This window comes from Serratia sp. Res13-Sevr-LER1-36-b, from assembly GCF_015673035.1.
Taxonomy (GTDB): domain Bacteria; phylum Pseudomonadota; class Gammaproteobacteria; order Enterobacterales; family Enterobacteriaceae; genus Chania; species Chania fonticola_C.
The window spans coordinates 342,703-359,049 of sequence record NZ_JADACK010000017.1 but is presented as its reverse complement, the minus strand read 5'-3'; the positions used below and the strand labels follow the sequence as shown (position 1 = coordinate 359,049).

The window sequence follows — 16,347 nt, the reverse complement described above, 5'->3', positions numbered from 1 at the left end:
GGCTTATATCCAAACCACGTCTGGGGCATGGATTTTGTTTCTGATGCGTTGTTTGACGGGCGACGACTGCGCCTGTTGACGGTTATCGACCTTTACACCCGCGAATGCCTGGGGATCTGTGTGGGACAGAATCTGCGTTCGACAGAACTGGCAGAGATGCTGAACAGCATAGCGCTCTGGCGTCCTTTACCGCAGTTGCTGAAAACCGATAATGGTTCTGAATTTGCAGGGAAAATGCTGGACAAGTGGGTGTATGAAAGAGGGATCAGGATCGACTTCTCACGCCCGGGAACACCGACCGACAACGCTACGGTGGAGTCCTTTAATGGCAGATTGCGGCAGGAATGTTTGAACGAGAACTGGTTCATGTCTGTGGAGGATGCACGGTGCAAAATCGAGGGCTGGCGCATACACTATAACCAGAGCCGTCCCCATTCTGCCCTGGGCTGGATGACACCTTCTGAATTTGCCGAGAAATCTGCCGGTTGCCAGAATATGCAGCCAGAATGAGGCCGGTTATTCCTGATTATGAATGGATCACATACGGGGAGCGGGTCAGCCGCTCTATTCCATCAGGCCAATCAACAAGGCATAGGTATGTTAACGCCATCTGCCCCTCATCTGGCCGCCCAAGTATAGATTTAAAGCTAGCCTGCCTTAGAACTTCGATTGCCGCTTGCATCTAATCGTCCCTAAATCGCCGTCATTATGAGTTTGATTTTAGAGTAGAAATGCAATTTGTCTTTACTGTAAATTTGAACAGCAAAAAATACTGTACACAAAAACAGTATCATTTGCTTTTGTTTTGAACAAAACGGTTTTGCCTATCGATCGCTAGCACAACGTGGTGAGCGGGATTCCGCGCAACACAAACCAGCACACCTAGTCACACCCAACAAAAAGCCCACCTGAGTGGGCTTCTATATCTGACAGCGTGACATGACTGTGATTTAGTCTGCCCAACCTGATTTTGTTTCAACCGCTGACTCAGACATGGTGTATTTTTCAACTACATCGCCAACGAAAAGCAGGGTCAACTCTTTCTTCGTGCCGCTAGCACCATTATGGAACAAGCCGTAGATCGGTATGAACGTAGAACCGCTCATCTTCACTTTTACATGTACATACTTCCAAATTTCCTTCCCGCCATCAGTAAAGCTGACGGTGTCTGGAGAACCGAACATCCCCTTTATTTGGGCTTTGGTAGTTACACCATCTTTAATCTTGTTTTGAACACTGGTTTCCGTTTCATTTTGCAGTAGTGTATTACCTGATGTTGCGCACCCAGCAAGCAGAAAAGCCACCAATCCGGCAGCAAAAATCTTTTTCATTTAATCCCTTCCCGTCAATAAGTAACAAACAGTTACATGCTACCAGAGAGTGAGTGAAACGTAATGCAAAACCAAACTCGAGCCGGTTCGCGTTTCGACTTAACTAGTCTCCGCTTGCCAGATATTTCCATAAACGACACGATCACGTTTTGGAAAAAATACGCGTTGTTATTACCGATTGCACACCAGCCTACCAAACCCCGAATCTTAGGGTTTAAAGCGAAAACAACAAGTTACAGAACGAAATACCCCAACCATACTACGAACTTACTCGCGACGCATTTGTACTCATCGTCATGGGCTTCACAGGTAAGAAAGCGCTACAATGGAAAATCGCCTACATTAGCGCCTTTAACAAAATGCAAGCTGACCTGCAAAAGCAGCACACAACCCTATTTTCGTTTGACACTGAATTATTCGTTCAAATCCGAGGCAGGAAAACCGCACTGATCCAGCAAGCTCGACCAGGTGAGCACTTCATGAGCTTTGAGTCCTTCAAAGAAATTGCGAACGCGCTGGATATCTCGTTGTGCATGGTGACGATCTGAAAGATATGACGCTTGATGGCATTATGCGACTAGGCGTTCAAGCCTCTAGGGTTGCAGGGCTATACAACACGAGGATCTATAAGTAAGGAGCACGGATGCGCCTGAAAAGGATGCGCTCAACCTGAAAGTTTCACACCATGCTGTTATTCACTGTGCTGCACCACTATTGCCACTCAGATCGCTTGCGCAGTGCTTGCACTTAACTGCCTCTTTTCTTACAGACTCAGCGCAGAATGGGCATTTTTTGTATTCACCAGACTCACCATGAAGAACTGCGCGTCTTTCAGATGTGGCTGTTGATAGTGCAACCACCAAACCAATAATAGGTGCCAAAAAGGCAGCAAATCCTGGCATCATGCCATTACGGTCGGTGATATTTGATGTCAGTACCACAAGCCCAAATGCTGCCGCACAGATAACAATTAAGTACAAAAAACCAATGCCAGTACCACTACGTTTACCCGCAACTATGCTTACCACGATCGTTACCGCGGCAAACAACATAAATCCATACATAGGTTCCATTCTCACACTCCATCAGAAACAAGTGGTAACATCCTATCACCACTTGCAGAGGATGTGCAGGCGGTCCATTACTAATACTTACCTATGATTCTGCGCATACCAAATCTGGCCGCCAGGCCGAAGCTCTCTCGCAATCCCCTCCCTAACTGATGTGTCGATCACCTGCTGATAAGCCTTGGCTACAGCATCACCGTTTCCTGAACGGTCCTGTTGCTGTCCTTGCTGATTCACTGTTATCGGGGGCGTTGATCGTTAACTGAGTTCCTTCCGAACCACGTAATCCGTGCATGGGCGCGGAATCAGCAACGGCGTTTCCGACGAATCCCCCGGTCGCATATCCACGCATCATGGCATACAGGTTGCCAACACCAATGCGATCCGTGGCTTCCTTTGTCATCACAAATTCACCACGATGCACTATGCCAGCGGGTTCATATTTGCCACCATCACCGGTATAGCCGCCCGCATCATATTTTCCGGTTGATATGTTTTTTGGCTGCATCGCGACCGTTTGCCCGTTGGCAACAGTGCCACCAGTTTGACCAACCCATCCCATCATTGCCTGCACCGCATAGGCCACCAATAACTTGTTGATGATATCGATGATCATTTTCAGAATTGATGTCGTGAAATCCTTGAATGATGCCTTGCCGGTAGTTACCAAGCTGGTCAGCATATCCGAGACGCCAGAAAGCGCCGCACCGGCAACGCTCGAAATTGACGCATAGACGTTTGTCGCCGAATCCAGGTAATCATTCCACCCTTTCTGCGCCCCCGCTTGCACCACAAGACAGAGATTACCTTTCACCACCGTGAATATGGAAAAACTGAAAGTCAGCGGCTACATTTCGTTTTTATGCCACGCCCGGCCAAAGAACAGCAAAAAGCATACTATTCGCTGTCATCTATCGGTGCGCGCTGGAACGCCGCTGTAAAACGCGCTGGTATTCGGCGTCGTAATCCGTACCATACGCGACATACTTTCGCGTGCTGGCTTTTATCGGCCGGTGCCAACCCGTCCTTCATCGCGGATCAGATGGGACACGACAATGCACAGATGGTCTACGAGATATACGGAAAGTGGATCGGAGAGATGAACGGGGAGCAGGTGAACATGCTTAATGACAGGCTGGCTATCTAGAATATTTTGCCTCAATTTTGCCCCTTTTGATGTTTCACGGAAATTAAAATGCAAGAAAATCAATCAATTAACCTTAAAGAGCAGTACAACCTCAACAAATTGCAAAAACGCCTGCGCCGCAACGTGGGTGAAGCTATCGCCGCCTACAACATGATTGAGGAAGGCGATCGCATCATGGTTTGCCTGTCCGGCGGGAAAGACAGCTATACCATGCTGGAGATCCTGCGCAATCTGCAAAAAAGCGCTCCGGTGAGCTTCTCACTGGTCGCGGTGAATCTCGATCAGAAACAGCCCGGCTTCCCCGAGCACATCCTGCCAGCCTATCTGGAAAGCCTGGGGGTGGAATATAAAATCGTTGAAGAGAACACCTACAGCATCGTGAAGGATAAGATCCCGGAAGGAAAAACCACCTGCTCCCTGTGTTCACGCCTGCGCCGCGGTATCCTTTACCGTACCGCCACCGAGCTGGGTGCTACCAAGATTGCCCTTGGCCACCACCGTGACGATATCCTGCAAACGCTGTTCCTCAACATGTTCTACGGCGGCAAGCTGAAAGGTATGCCACCCAAGTTGATGAGCGACGATGGTAAACACGTGGTGATCCGCCCGCTGGCCTATTGCCGCGAGAAAGACATCGAGCGTTTCTCGGTAGCGAAAGAATTCCCGATAATCCCGTGCAATCTGTGTGGCTCACAGCCAAACCTGCAACGCCAGGTGATTGGCGATATGCTGCGCGACTGGGACAAACGCTACCCAGGCCGCATCGAAACCATGTTCAGCGCCATGCAGAACGTGGTGCCCTCGCATCTGTGCGATACCGAACTGTTTGACTTCAAAGGTATTCACCACGGCAGTGAAGTGGTCGATGGTGGCGATTTGGCGTTTGACCGTGAAGATATTCCACTGCAACCAGTGGGTTGGCAGCCGGAAGACTCGGATGACAACGGCTCGCCCGCGTTTGAACGCCTGAACGTGCTGGAAATCAAATAGTCCTTCTCTCCGCCTGTGCCCGCAGGCGGAGGTTTTTCCCCGCTTAATGTTAGATCCTGTTCACAATTCACGCATAAAGTGCCTGACAGTGCGGTTTTTACCTTATACTGTTTATTTATACAGTCAAAGGAGACCAACGATGAATATCACCCCCTGCCTTTCCCACGTCTCGCTGGGAACCAACAATTTCGATGCCGCCGCACAGTTTTATGACCGGGTTCTCGGTGCGCTAGGCTGCCGACGCGTGCTGGAACACCCTGGCGCTATCGGCTATGGCCGAGACTATCCTGAATTTTGGTTGCAACTACCGATAGACGGCAAACCCGCAGGCACCGCGAACGGCGTGCATATCGGCTTCTTCGCCACCAGCAAGCAGCAGGTTGATGCGTTTTATCAGCAGGCGGTAGCCGCTGGGGCACAAGAAGACGGTGCTCCGGGCTCACGGCCACATTACGGTGCCGCCTATTACGGCTGTTTCGTCCGCGATCTGGATGGCCACAAGATAGAGGCCAGCTTCTGGGACGAAAGCGCGGCTTAGCCTAATCGAGGCGGCGTGTTGTTAATTGGGCGATCTTGGACGGCATGTCGCTAACTGGGCGCAGCATGCAGCGCCCCTACGGAGTGAGCCGGTTGTTTGGGAATCGCCGAAGGGAAAAAAGCATAAAAAAATGCCGGTGATTAAACCGGCATCGTATTGAATTAAATGTGCTATGCAATAATTCTAAAAATAAGAAAGTAAAACAATTATGGAGCGCAACGCCCATCGCTTGACGTTGCATTCACCTGCAAGAGCAAGAATGCCGTAGTTCACGTGAGCAAATGTTGATACTGCTCAACTTTACTCGCGTTTTCGCCACTATTTGTCGTTATAGCCAGCGGCTACGTCTCAGCCACCAGGCAACGCCCCCGACCAATGCCACTAACATGAAGCAGAAAGAGGCAAACGCCAATGGGCTACCGCTGCCTGGGATCCCCCCCAGGTTGACCCCGAACAGTCCGGTCAGGAAAGTGGTTGGCAGGAATACCATCGCCATCAGCGACATGGTGTAAGTACGGCGGTTCATGGCATCGGCCATTACAGTAGTGATCTCATCGGACAGGATCGCCGTGCGGGCAATGCTGCCATCCAGATCATCTAATCCGCGCCCCAGACGATCGGCAATGTCCTGCATGCGGCGGCGTTCATCGTCATTCATCCACGGCAGTCGTTCGCTGGCCAAACGCGAAAACACATCGCGCTGAGGAGCCATGTAGCGGCGTAATACAATCAACTGTTTACGGATCAGTGCCAACTGCCCACGTTCCGGGGTTTGCTGCTCCAACAGCGCATCTTCCAGATCGATGATCTTGTCGTGCAGATCTTCGATGAATTCACTGGTGTGGTCGGTGAGCGCATCAGTGATTTCTACCAGCCAGTTACCGCTATTAATCGGCCCCTGGCCATTGCGCAATTCATTAACCACTTCATCGATCGAGTAGACCTTGCGATGGCGGGTGGAAATTATCATCTTATCGGTGATATACACGCGGAACGTCACCAGTTGGTCGGGCCGTGAGTCCGTGTTGAAATTGATGCCGCGCAGTGTGATCAGCGTCCCGTCGCCCAATCGGGTGACGCGTGGCCGGGTGCTTTCCCCCGCCAGCGCTTGTCTTACCAGATCTGGCAGCAGCGGCGTGTTGGCAAGCCACTCGGCACTAGCCGGATGGGCATAGTCCAGATGCAGCCAGCATGGCTCCTCGCTGGTGATCTTATCGTCATCCTCAATTGGCGTGGTGCCACCCTTGCCGTCGAGTTGATAGGCATAGACCGCGTCGGGCACCTGCAGTTCGCGCCCCTCAATGACATCCATTCAAAACCCTCATTATTATGCCGTTGATACAGAGTCTAGCGTTAATGCCTTAGGGATCAAAGTGGCAACGCCGTAACGGGATCTGAAAGTAAAAAGCCCCCGTGTTGGCGAGGGCTTGGCAGGCAACAGAACACTGAACATCAATGTTTCAGAATGTACATTTCCTGGCTGTAGGCGACATCTTCAGGGTTAGTGATTGGGTAACCCTTCACCCAAGGCTTGATCAGACGCCCGTTGGTATATTGATAGATCGGGGCTATCGGGGCCTCGGCCGCAATCATCTGCTCGGCCTTGTTATAATCGGCGGTTAACGCCGTTGGATTTGTCTCGCGACTGGCGTCGGCCAACAGACGGTCGTATTGCGGGCTGTTAAATTTGGCGATATTCCCGCTGTGTGAAGAGGTCAGCAGTGACAGGAAGGTCGAAGCCTCGTTGTAATCCCCCACCCAGGAGGCGCGAACCACGTCGAAGTTGCCGGTGTTACGGCTGTCGATATAGGTTTTCCACTCCTGATTTTGCAGTTTAACGTCAACGCCCAAGGTTTGCTTCCACATTGACGCCACCGCAATGGCAATCTTTTGGTGACTCTCTGAGGTGTTATACAGCAGGGTCAATTTCAGGGGATGGTTCGGACCATAACCCGCCGCCTGCATCAGCGCCTTGGCTTGCTCGTTCAACTCTTCCTGGGACTGTTGCTGCAGCAGGCTGGTTTCCGGCTTAAAGCCCGCAGTGACATCTGGCGTGAAATGGTAGGCCGGTTTCTCGCCGGTGCCCAGCACTTTTTCGGCAATGATCTTGCGATCGATAGCGTAAGACAAGGCTTTACGCACCCGAACATCATTGGTTGGCGCACGCTGGGTATTGAACGCGTAGTAATAAGTGCCGAGTTGGTCCGGTGTGTAAACCTGGTCCGGGATATCCTTCAACAGCTTTTGGTACATGTTTTTCGGGAAGGATTCGGTAATATCGATATCACCAGCCTGATAACGCTTGGTGGCGTTAGATTCCTGGTTGATCGGCACGAAAGTCACCTTGGTCAACACCGTGTGCTTATGATCCCAATAATGGTTGTTCGGCACCAGTACCAGTTTCTCGTTAACCACTCGCTCTTGCAGTTTGAATGCGCCGTTGCCTACCAGATTGCCCACTTTGGTCCAATCGTTACCGTATTGCTCAACCACGGCTTTAGGTACCGGGAACAGGCTGAAGTTTGCCGTCAGGCTGACAAAATAGGGCACCGGTTTGTTCAGTTGCACTTTTAACGTGTGGTCATCCACCGCCACCACGCCAAGCTTATCGATGGGCAGCTTACCGGCGATAATCTCTTCGGCATTCTGGATCCCGGCTAGCTGAGCAAACCAGGCAAACGGCGACAGGCTTTTCGGATCGACCAGCCGTTGCCAGCTATAAACGAAGTCTTTCGCCGTGACAGGGTCACCGTTAGACCAGTGGGCATCTTTGCGCAGCGTGAAAATATAGGTCTGGTTATCCGAGGTCTGCCAGCGCGTGGCGACACCGGGGATCACTTTGCCATGCGCGTCTTGATTCACCAGCCCTTCAAACAGATCGCGTGCCACCTGCGCTTCTGGCAGGCCCACGGCCTTAATTGGATCTAGCGACGCCGGCTCATCTTTGATGTGCCGCACGATCTCCTGTTTCTCCGCCAGAGCGGTACTTGGGGGAACCTGAGCGGCCATAGCACCACTAATACCCGCGCTGATGGTGACCGCGCAAAGCGTTAAACGAAAACTCGCCAGAATTTTTCTTCTCGTCATGTTAGATATGCCCCAGTTAACCCCATGAATTTTTTATCATATAGCACAAAGATGCCCGCCACCTATAGCCTGGCGTAACAAGAATGTAAAAAGTGGATGTTTGATCCAAAAAAAAACCCGCAGCCATTATCGGCACTGCGGGCTGTTTGCTTAGGCAGGATCAGTCGTAAAGATGAATACTGGCGATCTTATAGCTGAACTCTTCCCCTTCTTCTTCATCGAAGATGGTGAAATAGCCTTTCTCTACCAGCGGGTTGAGCTGGATGTCGGTCTTTTGCAACTGACGTGATTCGGCGTCGTCAAAACCATAGTCGAGGAAAAACTCCCCTTTCTGATGATCCACATGCAAGGTAAACGGATAGTTGGACTCGTCCCCACGCCCATCGTCATTTTTCACTACGCCAAACCACTCACCCTGACGGATCTGGTTTTCTGCATCCACGCCGCACAGTAGGGTGATGGTGTCTTTTTCGTTTTCGCTATAACGCGCGACTATTCTGGCAACTGGCATGATAAATCCTCTTTGTCGTTAGCACTCTGCCGATAGTATAACAATAGACATCACTTTATTCGCTTAACAGACTGGGAAAGATGAGCGAAAGCGTAATACACTCAATAACATCGCAATTATTTCTGACTTTGGCTTAAAGGGAAACCCCATGACCCAACACAGACCGCGCAGTGAACGTGGCCAGCTGGCAGTTGCAGGTGAAACTTACGGTAAATCGATGTTAGGCGCACCGCTGCTGTATTTCCCGGCGGCCAAAAGCGGCCCGGATACCGGCCTGGTGATTGCCGGTACCCATGGGGATGAAACTGCCGCGGTGGTGACGTTATCCTGCGCATTACGCAGTATCGCCCCCGCCCAACTGCGCCATCATGTGATCCTGGCGGTCAATCCGGATGGTTGCCAGCTTGGGTTGCGCTCCAATGCCAACGGTGTCGATCTGAACCGCAATTTCCCGGCGGCCAACTGGCGCTCTGGCGATACGGTCTACCGTTGGAACAGTGCGGCAGAAGCTCGTGATGTGCGGCTCTCCACCGGTGGCAGGCCCGGCTCCGAACCAGAAACTCAGGGATTGTGCCATTTGATCCATCGCCTGAAGCCACACTGGGTGGTGTCCTTCCATGAGCCATTGGCCTGTATAGAAGATCCGGAAAGCTCCGCTTTGGGCGTTTGGCTGGCACATAAGTTTGCCCTGCCGCTGGTGACCAGCGTCGGCTATGAAACTCCAGGATCCTTCGGCAGTTGGTGTGCAGACTTGTCCTTACCCTGCATCACCGCCGAGTTCCCGCCGATCTCAGCCGACGCCGCCAGTGAAAACTACCTGGCCGCCATGGTCGAGTTGCTGACCTACGCTGACTAGCGTGAAAGCTCAATAGCACCGCACTCAAAGGCCAAACCTGGCACGACGTCTTTTGCCAGCCAGGTTGGGCCATCGAGATCCACAAAACGTGCGCCGGGTACCAACGGCAGCGCTGCAGTAATGGCTCTTGAGGTACAAAGCATACAGCCGAGCATGATCTCGAAGCCCTGCGCCCGCGCCTGTGCGGCAAGCTGTAACCCTTCGGTCAGCCCACCGGCTTTATCCAGCTTGATATTGACCATCTGATAGCGCCCCGCCAACCGAGACAGATCGCCGCTGGTGTGGCAACTCTCGTCGGCGCAAATCGGTAATGGATGGATGAAGTTTTCCAGGGCGCTGTCGTCGCTGGCCGGTAAGGGTTGCTCCAGCATCGCCACGCCTAAATCCGCCAGCAGTTGGCAACGCGATGCCAAGCCTTCTGCTTGCCAGGATTCATTAGCATCAACGATCAACGTCATCTGCGGCACCGCCGTGCGGATCGCCACCAGCCTTTCGCTAATCAGGTGATCGTCGAGCTTGATTTTCAGCAGCGTCGCGCCCTGTTGTTCCAGCTCTTTAGCGGCAAACGCCATTGCTTCCGGCGAGCCGATGCTGAGCGTTTGCGCCATCACTACCCGTTCCGGTGCGGTAACGCCGCTCAATTGCCACAGATTTTTGCCAGCAAGGCGGCATTCCAAATCCCACAATGCCGAATCGACCGCGTTACGAGCCGCCCCTGCGGGCATCAAGCGTTGCAACTCCTGGCGGGTCACCCCTTGTGCGATGGCCGCAGACACGTCGGCCAACTGCTCCATCACTGAGGTTTCGCTCTCGCCATAGCGCGGATAAGGGGTGCACTCACCGACACCGCGCATACCCTGCTGTTCAATCTCTACCACCACCACTTTGGCTTCGGTCCGGCTACCGCGTGCGATCACAAAGGCGGTATGCAATGGCCAGGCTTCAGAGTAAAAACGCATGCTTCTCATAACGGCTCCCGAGCGAAAAAAGCGCATAAAGTCAGTCCACTATACCTGCAGTTTATAAACTTTATCTATCCAAGGTGCGATTGTTGCCTTAAACTGCTTCGAGATTGTGAACCCGGTGTTAATCGGCTTCACATCTTTGTATAAACATCGTTGAAAGGAACCGAGCAATGACTCAGACCGTACATTTTCAAGGCAACCCTGTCACTGTAGCAGGCAAACTGCCACAGCAGGGCGAGCAGGCAAAAAGCTTTACCCTGGTTGCCAAAGACCTGTCAGACGTTGCCCTGAGCAGCTTCGTGGGTAAACGCAAAGTCCTGAACATCTTCCCAAGCATTGATACCGGCGTCTGTGCCGCATCGGTGCGTAAATTCAATCAGTTGGCGAGTGGCCTGGATAACACCATGGTCCTGTGTATCTCTTCCGACCTGCCGTTCGCCCAGTCACGCTTCTGCGGTGCAGAAGGCCTGAACAACGTGGTTACCCTGTCTACCCTGCGCGGCGGTGATTTCAAGCAGGCGTATGGTGTAGAGATTGCCGAAGGCCCATTGGCCGGTCTGACCGCGCGCGCTGTGGTGGTGCTGGATGGCCAAGACAACGTGCTGTATAGCGAGCTGGTAAACGAAATTACCACCGAGCCAGATTATGATGCCGCGCTTGCCGCGCTGAAATAAGCCTGTAGATACCAAAAAGCCCGGTTTTTTAAGCCGGGCTTTTTTATGCCTGAAATAAAGTAGCGCTATTCTTCGCTGTCGTCGGTAAGCTTGCGATTGCTCAGCCCGTATTCCCGTAGCTTATTGGCAATTGCCGTATGCGAGACGCCCAAGCGCTTGGCCAGTTTGCGGGTGCTGGGATAAGTGCGATACAGACGAGTCAGCACCGAGCGTTCAAAACGCTTGCTGATATCATCCAGCGAGCCTTCCATCACTTCATCCCCTAGCGCTATCTCCACCTCAAAATCCGGCAGAATGATATCTTGCGGGCGCAGCTCGTAGCCGTCCGTTTGGGTCAGGGCACGATAGATGGCGTTCTTCAGCTGGCGCACGTTGCCCGGCCAGCCGTATTTGCAGAGGAAGCTACTGAGATCGTTGGCCAGTTTCGGCCTGGCGACCCCTTGTTCATCGGCAAAGCGCGCCACAAACAGCTCGGTGAGCGGCATGATATCCTGCGGGCGTTCGCGCAGCGGCGGGATGGTGATGGTCAGCACGTTCAAACGGTAATAGAGATCTTCACGGAATTCACCGCGCTGCACCAGTTCGGTCAGGTTTTTCTGCGTGGCGCAGATCACCCGGACGTCCACATGCACCTCATGCTCTTCCCCTACCCGGCGGAACGTACCGTCGTTGAGGAAACGCAGCAGTTTGGTTTGCATGCGCGGCGACATCTCGCCAATCTCATCCAGCAACACCGAGCCACCATTGGCCTGCTCAAAGAAGCCCTTCTTACCTTCCAACGCATTCGGATAAGCACCCGGCGCATGGCCAAACAGTTCGCTCTCCACCACATCGTCCGGCAAGGCGGCACAGTTCAGCGCCAGGAACGGCTGTTTGCCACGTGGGCTGCGCAGATGGCAGGCCCGCGCTAAAATATCTTTCCCCGTGCCGGTATCGCCCACAATCAGCAATGGGGCATCCAGCATGGCCAACTTGCGCGCCTGCTCCAGCACGTGGCGCATTTTCGGGCTGACGGCGACAATATGGTCAAACTCGGTATCGTCATTCACCGACAGGTTCTGCAGCTGGCGGCCCATGCGGGCGGTGGATTTGAGCATGACCACGGCGCCCACAGGAGCATTCTGCTGTTGCTCATCTTCCAGATAGATCGGTGTGATATCCATCAGGAAATCCTGGCTGCGGATCACCACCCGTTCGGAATGCGGCTTAGTGTCTTCACTCTCCAGCCAGCGGCCAAAGTTATAGCCACCAATCAGTTGGCTCGCCGTTTGATTGCGGATCTTGTCTTCGCTGAAGTTGAATAGCGTCTGAGCCGCCGGGTTTGTCAGTTCCACCTTGCCTTTCATATCGATGGAAAATACCGGTTCCGGCATCGACTCCAGCAACGCACGTAACGCACGGTGTTCACGTTCGGAAGGCATAAAGTTAACGGTGCGCACATCGGTCACACCGCTGATGCGCCGGATCTCCGCCATCAGCGCGCGGAAGGTATCAAAATCCAACTGGGAAAAATTGAGGTAAATACGGCCGATAGGATCAATTTCGATGCCGCGCAGGTCGATACCGCGCGATACCAAAAGATCGAGTAATTCTCGAGTGAGACCGAGACGGTCTTCGCAAAATACTTCCAAACGCATCAGTATTGGCCTTATCTCTGCAGGTGCGGGGATGTCTGGTGATGATGATAACCTCTCCCCCCGGAAGGTAGAAGCGATCTGTCAGCAAAAGTTGACAGAGCTCCAGTTTATCACTGCTATTAGCGGTTTTAAACGCCACCCAATAACACCATCGGCGTAATTTTAGCTTATTTCTAGAGAGTTATCACATTCAGCATTATTTTGGCAGCGGATTATCATGCGGTCACAGGGGGATGTTCTTTCGTCAATCTGCGGTTACAAACTGAGAAAATGGCCCTCACCGGTTACAAATGATAGTAATTCTCGTCTGACTATTTTATAGTTGCGTGGCGTAACTATTAAAGAGAGATTGACCATGCCTAGAAAGCATACACTGGTGGCATTCTGCTGCGCCACGCTGTTGTTGAGCGCCCCAACCCTGGCGCTGGACCTATCCTACAAGGCGCCGGAACCCAGCATCAAAGCCGCCCCCGCCCCCAAAGCCGCGCCTGGGCCCGCGGAAAAAACCGCCAAGGCGCCAGTGGTCTGGTCAGAATCAGAAGATAAAACCGGCTTCAGTGCCAATCTAGAATGCGATCATCCCAGCTGCAGCCGCCCGCGCGACAAATCGTATTCGACGCTAAATCGCCCAGTGAAAAAAACCGATCGCCTTCGCCAATCCGATCCTTACTCCACCAATCAGGATCCTGACTACAGCGTGAACATGGGCTATAAGTGGTAATGGCGCTTTAACCGTCTCTGATAGAAGACGTGTTCAGCCGCAAGATCGTGGGCGACGAAGTGACCTGGATTACCCAAAAGAGCAGCCCCTCTCACTAAATGAGAGGGTTGCACCGGAAGGTAATTAATTGAGCGGAGCCTGGCTGGTTTCCTTGATATACAGGAAGGCGAACAGCGATAAAACACAGCCGGCAATCACGTAAAACGCCGGAGCCGTGGTATTACCGGTTAACTTGATCAGATAGGAAGCCACCGATAATGAGAAGCCGCCAAAGATCCCCACGGCAACGCTATAAACCAGCGACAACCCGGTGGTTCTTACCCGCCTTGGGAATATTTCTGGCAAAATGGTGATGGAAGGCGAAGCACCGATAATATTGATAATGCTCAGTACAATCATCACCGCAAACAGCATTTCAACACTGGGGTAGGTGCTGAGTAAATAAAACGCCGGATAAATCAGCACAACAATCGCTATTCTCGCCCAGGCAATCAACCGTACCCTGCCAACTTTATCTGACCACATCCCCGCAAGCGGCCCACCAATCAACGTAATCAAACCGGCGATGGCACCGATTAACATGCTATAGCTGGTATCCAGTTTTAATATGCTGATGGCATAGTTGGGAATATAAAACATGATGATCATATGTGGGATGGTTCCCCCCATCGTCAGCAAAATTCCCGCCAAGGTTTCTTTATAGTAGGTAGTTATCACTTCCAGCAGGGGTATTTTGCTGACGCTTTCGGTAGCCGTTGGTAAGGTGTGAGTGGCGGTTTCTTCCAGCTTAAAGCGAATATACAGCCCCACCGGAACAATCACGATGCCAAACAGGAACGGGATGCGCCAACCCCAGGCTTCCACACTCGCCTCTGGCATGCAATTTACCAGGATCACCAACGTCATGGCGGCAAATACGTTACCCGCACCTTGGCTCGCTACCTGCCATCCCCCGTAAAACCCGCGATTATGGGGTTTGGCATACTCCACCAGCAGTGTAGTGGATGCGCCTAACTCACCGCCTGCGGAGAAGCCTTGCATCAGCCTGGCCAGGGTAATAATGATCGGGGCCGCAGTCCCGATGCTTTCATATGACGGGGTGATACCAATCGTCAGGGTACTGAGCCCCATCAGCAGGAACGTCAACGTCATGGCAGGCTTGCGCCCTTTTTTATCGGCATAATGGCCGATGACCAGCGCCCCCAGCGGCCTGGCAAGATAACCCATCCCAAAGATCAGGAAGGTCATCGTCATGCTCACCAAAGGGTCTGTCGCGGGGAAATAAGCTTTTGCTATATAGGTCGCAAAAAATGCGTAAAGCACCAGATCAAAAAACTCTAAGCCATTGCCTAACGTGGTAGCCACAATGGCCCTTGCCGGGGATTTTCTTTCCTTGACGCTATCCATGGCCGGTCCTTAATTTAATTTGTCGGGGCGCCGCATGCGGCACCCGTCCAGATAATCGATGTCATGCAGGGATCGAACATTTTCGACCCCAACAAATTCAGGAGCATCACCAACTTATTAAAGACCGAGGTTTATTCCTTCAGGAATTCCTGCGTCAATGCAGACCAATATGCGATCCCTCTGAGTATAATTGCATCATTAAAATCATAGCCGGGGTTGTGTACCATGCAGCTATTTTCACCCTGGCCGTTACCTAATAATAAATAACTGCCCGGGCACTGGTTCAGCATAAAGGCAAAATCTTCGCTGCCCATCAGCGGTTCCGGAATATCAATCACCTGCTGCGGATGACTCTCACCCATTAAATTTTGCGCCACCTGTTTGGCAAAGCGGGTCATCTCCGGTTGGTTGACCAACACGGGATAGGTGTGATCATAGTCAATATCGATCCTGGCACCATATGACGCCGCCTGGGCCGCCACTAACGTCTTGATTCGCTCTTCCAACCATTCCCTGACCTGCGGATCCAACGCGCGCACGCTTAACTTTAATACCGCTGAGTCGGCGATGACATTACTGGCCATGCCTGACTGGAATGAGCCCACGGTGATAACGCCCGGTTCTTGCGCCCCCAGATTTCGCGCGACGATCGTCTGCAATGCCATCACAATACTTGCCCCGACGACCACGGCATCAACGGTGCCCTTCGGCATCGCGCCATGTCCCCCTTTGCCGTGGATGGTGATGGTGACCGTATCACTGGAAGCCATAAACGGCCCCTCACCAAAGACAAACTGCCCCTGCGGGAAGCCTGGCATGTTGTGCATGGCAAAAACGGCGTCACAGGGGAAGCGTTTAAACAGGCCGTCGTCGATCATCTTCTGGGCACCGGCCAATCCCTCTTCTGCGGGTTGAAAAATGAGGTGCAAGGTGCCATCGAAACAGGCGTGATCGGCCAGATAATGTGCCGCGCCAAGCAGCATCGCGGTGTGACCGTCATGCCCACAGGCATGCATGATGCCTTCGTGCTGGCTGCTGTATGGGAGTTGCGTATTTTCCAGGATCGGCAAGGCATCCATATCTGCCCGAATACCTAACGTGCGGGGGCTGTTGCCTCTTTTTAACGTCCCAACCAGGCCGGTGATACCGAGCCCACGTGTCACCTGATACCCCCACTCCTCAAGCTTTCTCGCTACCAGGTCGGCGGTTTGTCGTTCTTCGAATCCCAGTTCAGGGTACTGATGAATATGTCGACGGAGGGTTTGGCTTTCATCGGCATAGGGTTGGAAGGCCTCTAAGTTCGGCTCACGGTGCGGCATGTTTATTACCTCCTGTCCTTGGGATTGATGTCTTGGTGCTGAAGCAGCGAGTGAATACTGCACGATTCTCCGCTGGCGCAGTCAGATATTCAGATTA

At 52.5% G+C, this 16,347-nt stretch carries 17 protein-coding genes and 1 pseudogene; 8 read left to right on the top strand and 10 right to left on the bottom strand.

Features of this window, described 5'->3' with window-relative positions; translation table 11 throughout:
• Window positions 1-510, top strand: a 510-nt coding sequence (locus IMQ33_RS11725) for an IS3 family transposase (RefSeq protein WP_196062406.1), incomplete at its 5' end; no start/stop codon positions are given.
• A 440-nt stretch (window positions 511-950) separates the two neighbouring features.
• Here IMQ33_RS11725 and IMQ33_RS11720 read toward each other — a convergent pair.
• Window positions 951-1,331, bottom strand: a complete 381-nt coding sequence (locus IMQ33_RS11720) for a hypothetical protein (RefSeq protein WP_115158883.1) — start codon at window positions 1,329-1,331, stop codon at window positions 951-953.
• A gap of 245 nt (window positions 1,332-1,576) precedes the next feature.
• Between IMQ33_RS11720 and IMQ33_RS26395 the strand changes: the two genes are divergently transcribed.
• Window positions 1,577-1,879 (top strand): Rha family transcriptional regulator, encoded by a 303-nt coding sequence (locus tag IMQ33_RS26395; RefSeq protein WP_196062458.1) that lies wholly within the window; start codon window positions 1,577-1,579, stop codon window positions 1,877-1,879.
• A 147-nt stretch (window positions 1,880-2,026) separates the two neighbouring features.
• Here IMQ33_RS26395 and IMQ33_RS11710 read toward each other — a convergent pair whose 3' ends face one another.
• Both IMQ33_RS11710 and IMQ33_RS11705 read right to left on the bottom strand, forming a co-directional pair.
• Window positions 2,027-2,404 (bottom strand): DUF2545 family protein, encoded by a 378-nt coding sequence (locus IMQ33_RS11710; RefSeq protein WP_161741375.1) that lies wholly within the window; start codon window positions 2,402-2,404, stop codon window positions 2,027-2,029.
• Between the two features lie 187 nt (window positions 2,405-2,591).
• On the bottom strand, window positions 2,592-3,188 hold the full coding sequence (locus IMQ33_RS11705) for a phage tail tape measure protein (RefSeq protein WP_370575361.1): 597 nt from the start codon (window positions 3,186-3,188) through the stop codon (window positions 2,592-2,594).
• On the opposite strand from IMQ33_RS11705, the pseudogene IMQ33_RS11700 reads away from it, so the two are divergent.
• The 3 genes and pseudogenes from IMQ33_RS11700 to IMQ33_RS11690 all read left to right on the top strand — a co-directional run.
• Window positions 3,186-3,545, top strand: a pseudogene (locus IMQ33_RS11700) (tyrosine-type recombinase/integrase); the annotation flags it as partial. The gene IMQ33_RS11705 and the pseudogene IMQ33_RS11700 overlap by 3 nt on opposite strands.
• Window positions 3,546-3,593: 48 nt before the next feature.
• Complete coding sequence (ttcA, locus tag IMQ33_RS11695; protein WP_196062407.1) at window positions 3,594-4,535, top strand: tRNA 2-thiocytidine(32) synthetase TtcA; 942 nt, start codon at window positions 3,594-3,596, stop codon at window positions 4,533-4,535.
• A gap of 139 nt (window positions 4,536-4,674) precedes the next feature.
• Window positions 4,675-5,073: a VOC family protein gene (locus IMQ33_RS11690; RefSeq protein ID WP_024531194.1), complete on the top strand. Its 399-nt coding sequence runs from the start codon at window positions 4,675-4,677 to the stop codon at window positions 5,071-5,073.
• 328 nt (window positions 5,074-5,401) lie between these two features.
• On the opposite strand, the gene zntB is transcribed toward IMQ33_RS11690, so the two are convergent.
• The 3 genes from zntB to IMQ33_RS11675 all read right to left on the bottom strand — a co-directional run bounded on the left by zntB (window position 5,402) and on the right by IMQ33_RS11675 (window position 8,671).
• Window positions 5,402-6,385 (bottom strand): zinc transporter ZntB, encoded by a 984-nt coding sequence (zntB, locus tag IMQ33_RS11685; RefSeq protein WP_065685737.1) that lies wholly within the window; start codon window positions 6,383-6,385, stop codon window positions 5,402-5,404.
• Between the two features lie 140 nt (window positions 6,386-6,525).
• Window positions 6,526-8,160 carry an ABC transporter substrate-binding protein gene (locus IMQ33_RS11680; protein ID WP_196062408.1) on the bottom strand — a complete coding sequence of 545 codons (1,635 nt, stop codon included), beginning with the start codon at window positions 8,158-8,160 and terminating at the stop codon, window positions 6,526-6,528.
• Window positions 8,161-8,320: 160 nt separating this feature from the next.
• On the bottom strand, window positions 8,321-8,671 hold the full coding sequence (locus IMQ33_RS11675; protein ID WP_024486022.1) for a hypothetical protein: 351 nt from the start codon (window positions 8,669-8,671) through the stop codon (window positions 8,321-8,323).
• Between the two features lie 148 nt (window positions 8,672-8,819).
• Between IMQ33_RS11675 and mpaA the strand changes: the two genes are divergently transcribed.
• Window positions 8,820-9,527: a murein tripeptide amidase MpaA gene (mpaA, locus tag IMQ33_RS11670; protein WP_065685735.1), complete on the top strand. Its 708-nt coding sequence runs from the start codon at window positions 8,820-8,822 to the stop codon at window positions 9,525-9,527.
• Here the strand turns inward: mpaA and ycjG are convergent.
• Window positions 9,524-10,495, bottom strand: coding sequence for an L-Ala-D/L-Glu epimerase (ycjG, locus tag IMQ33_RS11665; RefSeq protein ID WP_098931001.1), 972 nt, complete (start codon window positions 10,493-10,495; stop codon window positions 9,524-9,526). The genes mpaA and ycjG overlap by 4 nt on opposite strands.
• Window positions 10,496-10,662: 167 nt before the next feature.
• Between ycjG and tpx the strand changes: the two genes are divergently transcribed.
• Window positions 10,663-11,166 (top strand): thiol peroxidase, encoded by a 504-nt coding sequence (gene tpx / locus IMQ33_RS11660; RefSeq protein WP_021806539.1) that lies wholly within the window; start codon window positions 10,663-10,665, stop codon window positions 11,164-11,166.
• 65 nt (window positions 11,167-11,231) lie between these two features.
• Here the strand turns inward: tpx and tyrR are convergent, their stop codons facing one another.
• Window positions 11,232-12,803 carry a transcriptional regulator TyrR gene (gene tyrR / locus IMQ33_RS11655; protein WP_024531188.1) on the bottom strand — a complete coding sequence of 524 codons (1,572 nt, stop codon included), beginning with the start codon at window positions 12,801-12,803 and terminating at the stop codon, window positions 11,232-11,234.
• Window positions 12,804-13,158: 355 nt separating this feature from the next.
• Between tyrR and IMQ33_RS11650 the strand changes: the two genes are divergently transcribed.
• Window positions 13,159-13,524: a hypothetical protein gene (locus tag IMQ33_RS11650; RefSeq protein ID WP_196062409.1), complete on the top strand. Its 366-nt coding sequence runs from the start codon at window positions 13,159-13,161 to the stop codon at window positions 13,522-13,524.
• A 123-nt stretch (window positions 13,525-13,647) separates the two neighbouring features.
• Here IMQ33_RS11650 and IMQ33_RS11645 read toward each other — a convergent pair whose 3' ends face one another.
• Together IMQ33_RS11645 and IMQ33_RS11640 are read right to left on the bottom strand one after the other, a co-directional pair.
• Window positions 13,648-14,931 (bottom strand): MFS transporter, encoded by a 1,284-nt coding sequence (locus IMQ33_RS11645; protein WP_196062410.1) that lies wholly within the window; start codon window positions 14,929-14,931, stop codon window positions 13,648-13,650.
• Window positions 14,932-15,062: 131 nt separating this feature from the next.
• The gene (locus IMQ33_RS11640; protein WP_196062411.1) at window positions 15,063-16,250 is read right to left on the bottom strand and encodes a M20 aminoacylase family protein; all 1,188 of its coding nucleotides are present in this window, start codon (window positions 16,248-16,250) and stop codon (window positions 15,063-15,065) included.
• Between the last annotated feature and the right edge of the window lie 97 nt (window positions 16,251-16,347).